The organism is Kitasatospora sp. NPDC057223, from assembly GCF_042669755.1.
Taxonomy (GTDB): domain Bacteria; phylum Actinomycetota; class Actinomycetes; order Streptomycetales; family Streptomycetaceae; genus Kitasatospora.
Genome location: NZ_JBHUWW010000191.1, coordinates 1 through 12,008, shown reverse-complemented (window position 1 = coordinate 12,008; position 12,008 = coordinate 1). Strand labels below are relative to the sequence as shown.

Genomic DNA, 12,008 nt, shown 5'->3' with positions numbered 1-12,008 from the left:
CGGTTAAGCTCACCCGGTGTCCGCTCCCCCGATCTCCCCGCCGGCCGCCGCGCCCGCCCCGGCCGGCGCCGCCCCGGCCCGGCTCTCCCGGGTGGCGCGGTCGCCCCGGACGAAGCTCGCGCTGCTGGTCGTGATCCTCGGCGCGGCGGCCTGCTCCCTGCTCCTCTGGGACCCGTCCGCCGTGCTGTCCGGCGGCCTGGCCTCGGCAGCCCCCGGCATCTGGCGGGCCCCGGCGTTCGTCGGGGTGTACGCGGTGGCCACCGTCGTCTTCGTGCCGCGCCCCGCCCTGAACGCCGCCGCCGGCCTGCTGCTGGGCGTCCAGGAGGGACTGCTGCTCGCCGTCCTCGGCACCACGCTCGGCGCGGCCGCCGCCTTCGTGCTCGGCCGGCTGCTCGGCCGGGATGCGCTGCGCCCGCTGCTGCGGGGGCGGGTGCTCACCTCCCTCGACCGCAGGTTCACCGAGCAGGGCTTCCGCAGCGTGCTGCTGCTCCGGCTCTTCCCCGGCCTGCCGTTCCAGGCGGGCAACTACGCCGCCGCGTTCTCCGGCGTGCGCTTCAACCCCTTCCTCGCCGCCACCGCACTCGGCGTGCTGCCGGCGACGGCCGCGTACGTGGTCGCCGCCGCGAGTGCGCGGGAGCCCGGCTCGGCCGCCTTCCTGTTCTCGGCCGGGGCGATCGTGCTGACGGGTGTGCTCGGCCTCGCGTCGGTGTGGCGGGCCGCGCGGCGCAGGCCGGCGGCCGACCCGGGCTGAGTATTCGCTCGCGTGTGTCAGCGGCCTGCGCCAGGATGTCGGCCATGACCCCCACCGGCGGCGACGTCCGTACCGATCCCCCGTTCGCCGCCGACGAAGCGGCCATGCTGGCGAACTTCCTCGACTACCACCGCGCCACCCTCGCGCTGAAGTGCGAGGGCCTGACGGCGGAGCAGCTGCGACTGCGCGCGATACCCCCGTCCACGCTCTCGCTGCTCGGGCTGGTCCGGCACATGGCGGACGTCGAGCAGGCCTGGTACCAGCGCTTCCTGCTGGGGGAGGACCTGGGCGAGAACGGCATCTACTGGACGGCCGAGGACGAGGACGGCGAGTTCAACGGCGTAGACGACGCCGACCCGGACGAGGCCTTCGCCACCTGGCAGGCGCAGATCGAGATCTCCCGGCGGGCCTGCGAGGGACTGCCGCTGGAGACGGTCGGCCGGCGCCGCCGCAAGGGCCAGGAGGTGACGCTCCGGTGGATCCAGGTGCACATGATCGAGGAGTACGCGCGGCACAACGGGCACGCGGATCTGCTCCGGGAGCTTGTGGACGGCACCACGGGGGAATGAACCCTCTCCACCGGTGTTGACGCGAAGTCAACTACCGGCTGACAGGCACCGGTATGGTCTACGCGCGCAACCATCCGTCGAGCTGCGGCGTCGCTTCTGATGTCCGGGTCCGCCCGGACGCGCGGCGCGCCACGACCCGTACGGCGGCCGCGAGCAGGCACCGAACCGGTGATCAGTGCGATACTCGGACAGTTCCGACGAGTGGATGACGTGTCAAAAGGGCACGCGCGCCCGGGGGACGCGTTCGGGACGAGACAGGGAGGCGCGGCATGGGAGCACTTCGCGACGAGCACCACAACGGGTGGCTGATGCCCTCCGGCAACTACCCGGCCGCGGTGTACGACGATCCGTGGGCGGACCAGGAGACGGTGCCCGCCGCCCCGGCCCCCGCGAAGATCGTCTCCGTGCGGCCCACCGGCTTCGAGGCCGCCCGGGTGGTCGGCGAGCACATCCGCGCCAGCACCCCCGTGGTGATGGACCTGACCGAGATGGACGACGCCGAGGCCAAGCGCATGGTCGACTTCGCCTCCGGGCTGATCTTCGGCACCTGCGGCGGGATCGAGCGGATCGCCCGCCGGGTCTTCCTGCTCACGCCGGCCGAGGTCGAGGTCATGGTGATCGACCGGCCGCTGGACGACACCGGGTTCTACAACCAGAGCTGACGCGGCGCGTCGGACAGGCATCCCCTCCGGGGACGGCATCAGCCGTCCCCGGTTTTTGCTGTCCCGGTACCGGCATCGAACACGCAGATGAGCCTTCCAGCAATAAAATGAGACATCCAAGTCTCATTCGTTCTACACTTCAGCCATGGCCACCGACCGTGACTCCGTCCTCGAAGCCGCCGTCGGCGTGCTCTCCCGCCGCCCGACCGCGCATCTCGACGAGATCGCCCGCGCCGCCGGGATCAGCCGGGCCACCCTGCACCGGATCTTCCCGGGCCGCGAGGCCCTGATCCGCGAGGTCGGCGCGCTCAGCCTGCGGAAGGTCGCCGCCGCCCTGGACACCGCCGCCATCGAGGACGGCGATCCGCAGGCCGCCCTGCGCCGGCTCATCGACGCGGTCGTCCCCGACGCCGCGCTCTGCGCCTTCCTGGCCGGGGAGAACCAGCTCTACGACCACCCCGAGATCAACGACCTCTGGGAGATCCAGGACGCCCGGATCCGCGCGCTCTTCCTGCGCGGGCAGCAGGAGGGCGTGTTCCGGATCGAACTCTCGGCGGGCTGGCTCGCCGAGGCCCTGTTCGACCTCGTCGCCGGCATCGGCTGGGCCGTCCAGGACGGACGCCTCGCCCCCCGCGACAGTGCTTTCTCGCTCGCCGAACTCTTCCTCGGCGGCGCACTCAGGAGAACTGAAACACCATGAGCACCACCATGCTCCGTCCCCACTCCCGGCAGCGCTGGGCCGGCCTGGCCGTCCTCGTGCTGGCCGTCACCCTGGTCGCGGTCGACGCGACCGTGCTCTCCCTCGCCATCCCCTCGATCAGCGAGACCCTGCGCCCCAGCGGCACCCAGCTGCTCTGGATCGGCGACGCCTACTCCTTCGTGCTGGCGGGCCTGCTGGTCAGCATGGGCTCGCTCAGCGACCGCGTCGGCCGGCGCCGGCTGCTGCTGACCGGCTCCGCCGCGTTCGGCGTCGCCTCGCTGCTCGCCGCGTACGCACCGAGCGCCGGCTGGCTGATCCTGGCCCGCGCCCTGCTCGGCGTGGCCGGCGCGACCATCATGCCCGCCACCCTCTCGCTGATCCGCACCCTGTTCCCGGACGCCCGCGAGCGGGCCACCGCGATCGGCATCTGGGGCGCCGCCGCCACCGCCGGCGCCGCGCTCGGCCCGGTGGTCGGCGGGGTGCTGCTGGAGCACTTCTGGTGGGGCTCGGTCTTCCTGCTGAACATCCCCGTCCTGATCCCGCTGCTGGTGCTGGGCCGCTGGCTGCTCCCCGAGTCGAAGGACCCGAACCCGGGCCGCTGGGACGTGCTCAGCGTGCTGCTCTCGCTGGCCGGCGTGATCGGCGTCGTGTACGCCGTGAAGGAGGCCGCCTCGCACGGCCTGCTGCGCTGGGACGTCCCCCCGACGGCCGTCCTCGGCGCGGCGGCGCTGACCGTCTTCGTACGCCGCCAGCTGCGGCTGCCGACCCCGCTGCTGGACGTCCGGCTGTTCGCCGACCGGCGGTTCACGGCCGCCGTGCTGGCCTCGCTGACGGCGCTGATCGGGCTCTCCGGCGTGGTGTTCGTGATGTCCCAGTACCTGCAGCTGGTCCGCGGGTACCAGCCGCTGCAGGCCGGCCTCGCCGAGCTGCCCGCCTTCGCCGGCGCCGTGGCCGGCGGCCTGCTGACCGCCCGGCTGGCCCGCCGGGCGGGTGTCCGGGCCGCGCTGACGGCCGGGCTGGCCGCGATGGGCGTCGGCCTCGGCATCATCGGGTGGATGCACCAGGACAGCACCTACCTGCTGCTGGCCGTCGCGTTCCTGATCGTCGGCACCGCCGAGGGCGTGGTCTACACGCTCTCCGCCGACGTGGTGCTCGGCTCCGCACCGGCCGACAAGGCAGGCGCCGCCTCCGCCGTCTCGGAGACCGCGTACGAGCTGGGCACGGCGCTCGGCATCGCGCTGGTCGGCTCGGTGGTCGGCTCGGTCTACGCCGGTTCGCTGCTCGTCCCGGCCGGTGCCGGCCCGGACGCGGCGGCCCGCGCCGGCGAGTCGATCGGCGGCGCGGTGGAGGCGGCCGGCACGCTGCCCGCACAGGTCGCCGGGCCGCTGCTGGCCAGCGCCCGCGACTCGTTCGTCCAGGGCATGAACCTGGCCGCGCTGCTCGCCGCCGGCCTGCTGCTCGCGGCCTCCGCGCTGGCCTGGTTCCTGCTGCGCGAGCGCGGCGCGGCCGCGCAGGGGCGGACGACGGAGGAGGAGCGGGACACGGCCGGGGAGCGGGACACGGCCCCGGAGCGGCTGGCCGCGTAGCCGGGCGCCGCCGGGGTCAGCCGGGGTCCGGGTTCAGCCGGGGACAGCCGGGGTCAGCCGGAGCTGCCGATGGGCAGCTCCAGCTCCGCCCACACCACCTTGCCGTCCCTGGTCGCCCTGCTCCCCCAGCGGTGGGCGAGTTCTCCGACCAGGAACATGCCGCGCCCGCCTTCGTCCTGCTCGCCGAACGTGCGCAGTTGCGGCGACTGCCCGCCAGCGTCGGAGACCTCCACGGTCAGCACGCGGTCGCGGAACAGCCGCAGCCGGCGCGGCGCGTCGGCGTGCAGCAGGGCGTTCGTGACGAGTTCGCTGACCAGCAGTTCGGCGAAGTCGCAGAGGCCGGACAGACCCCAGGACTCCAGGGTGGTGCGGGTGAAGCGGCGGGCGTGGCCGGGCAGCCGGCCGCTGCCGTTGAGCTGCATGGTGGCCATCCGGTCGGCCGGCACCGGCAGCACCCGGCCCATGATCATCGCGACGTCGTCATCGGTGCCGTCCGTCACCAGCGCGGCCAGCACCGCGTCGCAGCTCTCCTCCAGCGTCCGCCCCTGCTGGGCGAGGGTGCGCGCGAGCCGCTCGATGCCGACGTCGAGGTCCTCCCCGCGCCGCTCGACCAGGCCGTCGGTGTACAGCGCCACCACCCCGCCCTCGGGAACGGTGAACTCGGTGCCCTCGAACGCCACCCCGCCGACACCCAGCGGCACCCCGGGAGGCAGGTCCACCCGGCGGGCCGTGCCGTCCGGCGAGACCCAGACCGGGGGGAGGTGACCGGCCGAGGCCACCTTGACCGAGCGGTCCACCGGGTCGAACACCGCGCAGATGCAGGTCGCGAACTGGCCGTCGCCGATCCCCGTGGCGGTCTCGTCCAGACGGGTGAGCACCTGCTCGGGCGGCATGTCGAGGGTCGCCAGCGTCCGGGCCACCGTCCGCAGCTGCCCCATCGTGGCGGCGGCCCGGATGCCGTGCCCCATCACGTCGCCGACCACCAGCGCGACCCGCCCGCAGGACAGCGGCACCACGTCGAACCAGTCCCCGCCGACCTCGCTGACCACACTGCTGGGCAGGTAGCGGTAGGCGATCTCCAGGCCGAGCGTGCGGTGGATCTCCTGCGGCAGCAGGCTGCGCTGGAGGGTCAGCGCGGTCTCGCGTTCGCGACGGTACAGCCGGGCGTTGTCGATGGCGATGGCCGCCCGGGCGACCAGCTCCTCGGCGAGGGCGACGTCCGCCGGGGTGAACGGCTCCGGGTTGCGGGTGCGGACGAACTCCGAGCCGCCGAGCACCATGCCCCGGGCGAGCAGCGGCACCATCAGGTAGGAGTGGATCCCGGCCGCCATCCCGGGCTCCACCCGGTCCGGCGAGGAGACCAGGCTGGCGAACACCTCCTCGTCCACATGGGCGCGCAGCAGCGGGCGGCCGCTGCGCAGGCACTGGGTGTAGACCCGCTCGGCGTCGTACGCGTAGGTCTCGCCGACGCTGTCCACGGCCATCATCAGCCCGGTCTCGTACCCCTCGCCGACCGCCACGGCGCTGAGCCGCACCGAGCTGTCGGGGGCCAGGTGGACGGGCTCCTCCCCGCGCAGCACGGGCTCCAGCAGGTCGACGGTCGCGAAGTCCGCGAACCGCGGGACGACGGCCTCGACCAGCTCCTCGGCGGTGCGCTGGAGGTCCAGGGTGGTGCCGATCCGCGCGGTGGCCTCGGCGATCATCGCGAGGCGCTCCTGGGCCCGGGCGGCCCGGCCCTCGGCCTGGAAGCGCTCGGTGACGTCGATGATGGACGAGCTGACGCCGAGCACCCGGCCGGTGGAGTCCTCCAGCCGGAAGTAGGACGCCGACCAGGCCCGGTCGTGGCGCGGGTCGCCGGGGGTGCGGCCGTAGGAGCGGGCGTCGATCACCGGCCGGCCGGTGGTCAGCACCCGGCGCATCACCTGTTCGATGTCGGCACTGTTCAGCCCGGGCAGGATGGCGCTTATCCGCCGGCCGACGTGGTCGGCGGCGGGCAGCCCGTTGATCCGGGCGAGCGCGTCGTTGAGCCGGACGTACCGCAGGTCGGGGTCGTAGACGGCGAGGCCGATCGGGGACTGGTTGAAGAAGCCGTTCAGGAACGCGACGTCCGCCTCGACGTCCCGCAGGGCGCGCACGTCGGAGGCGGTGGCGAGCAGCAGCGGGGCGCCGCCCGGGCCGGCGATCGGGTAGGTGCGGAACTCCAGGTCGACGACGTGGCCGTCGCGGTGGCGCAGCGGGAACACGCCGGACCAGCCGCGCCCGGCCATGATCCGGTCGAACAGGCCCGCCACCTCGGGCCGCTGGGCCTTGCCGACCAGCAGGTGGGCCGCGTACCTGCCGACGGCCTCCTCCGCGCTGTAGCCGAGCAGTGCCTCGGCGTCCTCGCTCCAGTGCAGGATGAGCCCGTCGCCCTGGAGGAGCGCGGTGGCGAGGGCGATCAGCCGGTGGCCGTCGAGGCGTGCGGCGGCGGGGCCCGGCGTCTCACGGCGGGCGTCGTCCGGTCTGTCCCACTCGAATCCGCGCATGAATCAGGAAACCCACCAGTCGCCGCGTGGCCGGTCGGGCGCTCGGCTGCCCGACCGGGTATTCCCCTCCAGCGTGCACGGTGATCGGCGCCCCGGCGACCCCTCCGGGCCGCTTCGGCCCCTCTCAGAGGCCCGGGAGGGTCTCCTGCTCGCCCGCCACCACCCGGACGTGCTCCTCCGGGCGGCGGCACTCCCGGCCCAGGCGGAGCATCCGGGCCTCCGGGTCGTGCAGGGGGCGGCCGCAGCGGCGGCAGCGGACGGTCTGCGGCAGCAGGGCCGGGATCGGGGCGATCGGCAGGCCGGGTTCGGGGGCGGGCATCCGTCCAGTCTGCCGGGTCGTCCGGCCGGTGGTCCATCGGAGCGGGGGCGAGGCCCGGCGGGGTGGGCGCCGGTGCGGGGCGCTAGCCTGCGGAGAGGACTCGGACGATCGGCGAAGGAGATCGCGATGGTGCACGCACGGGCCGGTTTGCAGGCAGAGCCCGGGGATCTGGTCGACGTGGCAAGGCTGGTGACGGCCTATTACACGCTGCACCCCGACCCGGCCGAGCCAGGGCAGCGGGTGGCGTTCGGTACGTCCGGGCACCGCGGGTCGTCGCTGGACACGGCTTTCAACGAGGACCACATCGCGGCGACCACGCAGGCGATCTGCGAGTACCGGGCCGAACAGGGCACGGACGGGCCGCTGTTCCTCGGCGCGGACACGCACGCGCTGTCCGAGCCGGCGCTCGCCACGGCTCTGGAGGTGCTGGCGGCGAACGGTGTCACGGTGCTGATCGACAGTGCGGACGGGTACACGCCCACGCCCGCCGTCTCGCACGCGATCCTCGCCCACAACCGCGCGCACCCGGCGGGCGGCGCGGACGGCATCGTGGTCACCCCGTCGCACAACCCGCCGCGCGACGGCGGGTTCAAGTACAACCCGCCGCACGGCGGGCCGGCCGGCTCGGAGGCGACCGGCTGGATCCAGGACCGCGCCAACGAGCTGATCGCGGACGGCCTGGCGGGCGTGCGCCGCATCCCGTACACCCGGGCGCTGGCAGCCGCCACCACCGGCCGCTACGACTACCTCACCCACTACGTCGCGGACCTGCCGTCCGTACTGGACCTGGACGCGGTGCGCGCGGCGGGCGTGCGGATCGGCGCGGACCCGCTGGGCGGCGCCTCCGTCGCGTACTGGGGCCGGATCGCCGAGACGCACCGCCTGGACCTGACGGTGGTGAACCCGCTCACCGACCCGGCCTGGCGGTTCATGTCGCTGGACTGGGACGGGAAGATCCGGATGGACTGCTCCTCCCCGTACGCGATGGCCTCGCTGATCGGGCGCAAGGACGCCTACGACGTCTCCACCGGCAACGACGCGGACGCCGACCGGCACGGCATCGTCACCCCCGACGGCGGCCTGATGAACCCGAACCACTACCTGGCCGTCGCGATCGACTACCTGTACCGGCACCGCCAGGACTGGCCCGCCACGGCGGGCATCGGCAAGACCCTGGTCTCGTCCTCGATGATCGACCGGGTGGCGGCCGAGCTCAAGCGCGACCTGGTCGAGGTGCCGGTCGGGTTCAAGTGGTTCGTGGACGGGCTGCTCGGCGGCTCGGTCGCGTTCGGCGGCGAGGAGTCGGCCGGCGCGTCCTTCCTGCGCCGCGACGGCGGGGTGTGGACCACCGACAAGGACGGCATCCTGCTGGCCCTGCTGGCGGCCGAGATCACCGCGGTGACCGGCGTCAGCCCCTCGCAGCACTACCGCGACCTGACCGCGCGCTTCGGCGACCCGGCGTACGCGCGGGTGGACGCCCCGGCCGACCGTGCGCAGAAGGCGCTGCTGGGCCGGCTCAGCGCCGAACAGGTGACGGCGGACAGCCTGGCGGGTGAGCCGATCACCGCCGTCCTCACCGAGGCGCCCGGCAACGGCGCGTCGATCGGCGGGCTGAAGGTGTGCACCGAGAACGCCTGGTTCGCGGCGCGGCCGTCCGGTACCGAGGACGTCTACAAGATCTACGCCGAGAGCTTCCACGGCGCCGACCACCTGGCCCGGGTGCAGGAGGAGGCCCGGGCCCTGGTCGGGGACGTGCTCGGAGCCTGATCCGCGCGCGGCCCCCGGACCAGGCCAGGTCCGGGGGCCGCGCGGGTCGTGCTGTGGTGCTGTGGTGCTGTCCTGTGCTGTGGTGCGGTGCTGCCGGCGGGCGTCAGGCGAGGCGGCGGGCGCCCTGGGCGGCGAGCGCCGGGAAGATCCGCGGGGCGGTGAGGCCCGCGGCGGCGAAGGCGGCCGTGACGGCGTCGGCGACCCGGTCGCTGTCCTGCTCGGCGACCAGCGCGATCACCGAGCCGCCGAAGCCGCCGCCGGTCATCCGGGCGCCCAGCGCACCGGCCGCGAGCGCCTCCACGACCACCAGGTCGGTCTCCGCGCAGGAGACCAGGAAGTCGTCCCGCAGCGAGGCGTGGCCGGCGGTCAGGATCGGCCCGAGGGCGGCCGGGTCGCCGCCCGCCATGGCCTCCACCGCCGCTTCGACCCGCGCGTTCTCGGTCACCACGTGCCGGGTGAGGGCGCGCAGCCCGTCGTCCGGCAGCGTGGCGAGCGCGGCCTCCAGCTCCGGCAGGGCGAGGTCGCGCAGGGCGGGCAGGCCGAGCAGGGCGGCGGCCTTCTCGCAGCCGGCGCGGCGCTCGGCGTAGGCGCCGTCCGCGAGGTCGTGCTTGACCTGGGTGTCGATCACCAGCAGGCGCAGCCCGGCGGCCGCCAGGTCGACCGGGAGCTGGCGGGCGGTCAGCGTGCGGGTGTCCAGGAACATCGCCCGGTCCGCCTCGCAGCAGGTGGAGGCGAGCTGGTCCATCGCGCCGCAGGGCACGCCGACGAAGACGTTCTCGGCCCGCTGGGCGAGCAGGCCGAGGTCGACCGGGCCGAGGCCGAGGCTCCACAGGTCGTTGAAGGCGAGGGCCGTGACGCATTCCAGGGCGGCCGAGGAGGAGAGTCCGGCGCCGGTGGGCACGTCGCTGTCCAGGTGGATGTCGGCGCCGCCGACCGGGTGCCCGGCCTCCCGCAGGGCCCAGACGACACCCGCCGGGTACTTGGCCCAGCCATCGACCGAGCCGGGCGCCAGGGCGTCGACGGCGAGCTCGACCACGCCGCCCCCGGCCTGCGCGCTGTGCAGTCGCAGGACGCCGTCCTCGCGGCGGCGGACGGCCGCGCGGGCGGTGTGCGGCAGGGCGATCGGGAGCACGAAGCCGTCGTTGTAGTCGGTGTGCTCGCCGATCAGGTTGACCCGGCCGGGAGCGGCCCAGACGCCGTCGGCGGCGCCGTGGTGGACGGCGGTGAACGCGTCGGTCAGCAGGTCATCACTCACGGGGCCACCTCACGCAGACGCCGGGCCGCAGCCTCGGGCGAGACATCGTTGACGAACGCATCCATGCCGGACTCGACGCCGGCCAGGTACTTCAGCTTGCCCGCCGTCCGGCGGATGGTGAAGAGTTCCAGGTGGAGAGCCATCTCGTCCAGCCCGTCCTCGCCCCCGTCCTCACCCCCGGGGACGTCGCCCGGCGACGGGGCCTGGTGCCAGGCCGCGATGTACGGGGTCGGGGAGGCCTGGGTGCTCTCCCCCGGCTCGGTGAACAGCCGGTCGAAGCGGCCCAGCAGGTCCAGGTAGAGGTGCGGGAACTCGGCCCGCTCGGCCGCGTTCAGGCCGGTGAAGTCCGCGACCCGGCGGTTCGGGAAGAGGTGCACCTCGTACGGCCAGCGCGCGGCGAACGGCACGAACGCCGTCCAGTGCTCGCCCGCCAGCACCACCCGGTCGGCGCTGCGGTCACCGGCCGCGACGGCCTCGGCGTGGCCGGCCAGTTCGGCTGCGAGCACGTCCTCGAACAGGTTGCGGCCGGTGCGCGCGCGGTGGGCCGCCGCCTGCCGGGCCATCTTGGCGGTGCGCGGGGTGACGAACGGAAGGGCGTAGATCTGGCCGTGCGAGTGGGCCAGGGTCACGCCGATCTCGGCGCCGCGGTTCTCGAAGCAGTACACCTGCCGCACGCCCGGCAGGGCCGACAGCTCGGCCGTCCGGTCCGTCCAGGCCTCCAGCACCAGGCCGGCGCGCTCGGGGGTGAGGTCGGCGAAGGAGGAATGGTGGTCCGGCGTGAAGCAGACCACCTCGCAGCGGCCGGTGCCGGGGGCGGCGGTGCGCAGCACGTCGCCGGCGGCCGGTCCGTCCGCGTCGGCGCCGGGGAGCTCGGCGCCGAGCGAGGGGAAGCGGTTCTCGAAGACGACCACGTCGTAGCCAGCGTCGGGGATCTCGCTGAGCCGCCCGGCCCGGGTGGGGCAGAGCGGGCACTGGTCGGCCGGCGGGTGGTAGGTGCGGCCCTGGCGGTGCGCGGCGACGGTCACCCAGTCCCCGGTGGCCGGGTCGCGGCGGATCTCCGCCAGGCTCGCGACCGGCTCCAGGTCACGCGCGTCCACGGCGTCGCGTACGGCGCCGGGGCCGGCGTCGTAGTAGATGAGCTCGCGGCCGTCGGCCAGCTTGGTCAAGGTCTTGTTCACGGGCTCCGCCCTCTGGCTGTTCTGCGGCTCGGCGTGCGATCCGAGCGTCTGCAACATAATCAAACCCAATACGACAATAGTCAACATTGACGGACAGCAAACAGCCCGGCGGGCCCGAAGCAGGACCGGGATGCCCGGGGACGACCCGGGAGGGAGGGGGCACGCGGAGGTGCGGCACCGGAGTCGTCCGGGCCGCCGGGAGTGCGAAGACGTGCCTACGGCCTGGCGTCCAGGGTCGCGTCCAGCATCCGCGCCCACTGGCGGACGACCCCCGCACGGCGGGCACTGTCGTCGGTGAGCAGGTTGGCCAGCCCGAGCCCGCGGGCCATGTCCATGGTCGCCTGCACGGTCTCCCGCACCCCGGGGCCGCTCTCGTCGGCGCCGAGGAACTCCACCGCCGCCCGGTGGGACTCGCGGCCCACGTGGTTCTCCAGCGCCACGATCCGGGCCCGCAGCGGCTCCTCGGTGGCGGCGGCCACCCACAGCTGCAGGGCCGCGCGGAACAGCGGGCCGGTGTAGAGCCGCACGATCATGCCGACCACGGCCTCGGTGCGCTGCGGGCCGGGCGCCGGCAGGTCGTCCGCGTGGGCGCGGACGGCCGCCAGGCGCTCGGCCGTGACGTGCTCGACGGCCGCCGTGAACAAGTCCTCCCGGGTCGGGAAGTGGTGCTGCGCGGCGCCCCGGGACACCCCGGCC

Annotated in this window: 11 protein-coding genes; 6 read left to right on the top strand and 5 right to left on the bottom strand. The window is 74.3% G+C overall.

The window, feature by feature from the left end; genetic code table 11:
* The first annotated feature begins 16 nt into the window (after positions 1-16).
* From ACFUK0_RS37285 to ACFUK0_RS37265, 5 genes are all read left to right on the top strand, one after another.
* Positions 17-751, top strand: coding sequence for a TVP38/TMEM64 family protein (locus ACFUK0_RS37285; RefSeq protein ID WP_380257970.1), 735 nt, complete (start codon positions 17-19; stop codon positions 749-751).
* Positions 752-795: 44 nt separating this feature from the next.
* The gene (locus ACFUK0_RS37280; RefSeq protein WP_380257968.1) at positions 796-1,320 is read left to right on the top strand and encodes a DinB family protein; all 525 of its coding nucleotides are present in this window, start codon (positions 796-798) and stop codon (positions 1,318-1,320) included.
* Between the two features lie 269 nt (positions 1,321-1,589).
* Positions 1,590-1,982, top strand: a complete 393-nt coding sequence (locus tag ACFUK0_RS37275; RefSeq protein WP_380257966.1) for a cell division protein SepF — start codon at positions 1,590-1,592, stop codon at positions 1,980-1,982.
* 145 nt (positions 1,983-2,127) lie between these two features.
* A complete protein-coding gene (locus ACFUK0_RS37270) occupies positions 2,128-2,682 on the top strand; it encodes a TetR/AcrR family transcriptional regulator (protein ID WP_380257964.1) in 555 nt (184 codons plus the stop codon).
* The gene (locus tag ACFUK0_RS37265; RefSeq protein WP_380257962.1) at positions 2,679-4,268 is read left to right on the top strand and encodes an MFS transporter; all 1,590 of its coding nucleotides are present in this window, start codon (positions 2,679-2,681) and stop codon (positions 4,266-4,268) included. Before ACFUK0_RS37270 ends, ACFUK0_RS37265 begins: the two co-directional genes overlap by 4 nt.
* A gap of 53 nt (positions 4,269-4,321) precedes the next feature.
* Here ACFUK0_RS37265 and ACFUK0_RS37260 read toward each other — a convergent pair whose 3' ends face one another.
* On the bottom strand, positions 4,322-6,793 hold the full coding sequence (locus ACFUK0_RS37260; protein WP_380257960.1) for a SpoIIE family protein phosphatase: 2,472 nt from the start codon (positions 6,791-6,793) through the stop codon (positions 4,322-4,324).
* A gap of 124 nt (positions 6,794-6,917) precedes the next feature.
* Positions 6,918-7,112: a DUF6011 domain-containing protein gene (locus ACFUK0_RS37255; RefSeq protein WP_380257958.1), complete on the bottom strand. Its 195-nt coding sequence runs from the start codon at positions 7,110-7,112 to the stop codon at positions 6,918-6,920.
* Between the two features lie 126 nt (positions 7,113-7,238).
* Between ACFUK0_RS37255 and pgm the strand changes: the two genes are divergently transcribed.
* Positions 7,239-8,879 carry a phosphoglucomutase (alpha-D-glucose-1,6-bisphosphate-dependent) gene (gene pgm, locus ACFUK0_RS37250; protein ID WP_380257956.1) on the top strand — a complete coding sequence of 547 codons (1,641 nt, stop codon included), beginning with the start codon at positions 7,239-7,241 and terminating at the stop codon, positions 8,877-8,879.
* A gap of 103 nt (positions 8,880-8,982) precedes the next feature.
* On the opposite strand, the gene galK is transcribed toward pgm, so the two are convergent.
* The 3 genes from galK to ACFUK0_RS37235 all read right to left on the bottom strand — a co-directional run.
* Positions 8,983-10,134: a galactokinase gene (gene galK, locus ACFUK0_RS37245; protein ID WP_380257954.1), complete on the bottom strand. Its 1,152-nt coding sequence runs from the start codon at positions 10,132-10,134 to the stop codon at positions 8,983-8,985.
* Complete coding sequence (gene galT, locus ACFUK0_RS37240) at positions 10,131-11,312, bottom strand: galactose-1-phosphate uridylyltransferase (protein WP_380257952.1); 1,182 nt, start codon at positions 11,310-11,312, stop codon at positions 10,131-10,133. Before galT ends, galK begins: the two co-directional genes overlap by 4 nt.
* A 215-nt stretch (positions 11,313-11,527) precedes the next feature.
* Positions 11,528-12,008 (bottom strand): TetR/AcrR family transcriptional regulator (locus ACFUK0_RS37235; RefSeq protein ID WP_380257950.1); only part of this gene is annotated, 481 nt, incomplete at its 5' end.

What these genes read in the sequence shown, in the direction of transcription:
- ACFUK0_RS37280 (WP_380257968.1), top strand. Translation starts at nt 796, where the DNA reads ATGACCCCCACCGGCGGCGACGTCCGTACCGATCCCCCGTTCGCCGCC.
- ACFUK0_RS37270 (WP_380257964.1), top strand. Translation starts at nt 2,128, where the DNA reads ATGGCCACCGACCGTGACTCCGTCCTCGAAGCCGCCGTCGGCGTGCTC.
- ACFUK0_RS37255 (WP_380257958.1), bottom strand. Translation starts at nt 7,112, where the DNA reads ATGCCCGCCCCCGAACCCGGCCTGCCGATCGCCCCGATCCCGGCCCTG.
- ACFUK0_RS37265 (WP_380257962.1), top strand. Translation starts at nt 2,679, where the DNA reads ATGAGCACCACCATGCTCCGTCCCCACTCCCGGCAGCGCTGGGCCGGC.
- ACFUK0_RS37275 (WP_380257966.1), top strand. Translation starts at nt 1,590, where the DNA reads ATGGGAGCACTTCGCGACGAGCACCACAACGGGTGGCTGATGCCCTCC.
- pgm (WP_380257956.1), top strand. Translation starts at nt 7,239, where the DNA reads ATGGTGCACGCACGGGCCGGTTTGCAGGCAGAGCCCGGGGATCTGGTC.
- ACFUK0_RS37260 (WP_380257960.1), bottom strand. Translation starts at nt 6,793, where the DNA reads ATGCGCGGATTCGAGTGGGACAGACCGGACGACGCCCGCCGTGAGACG.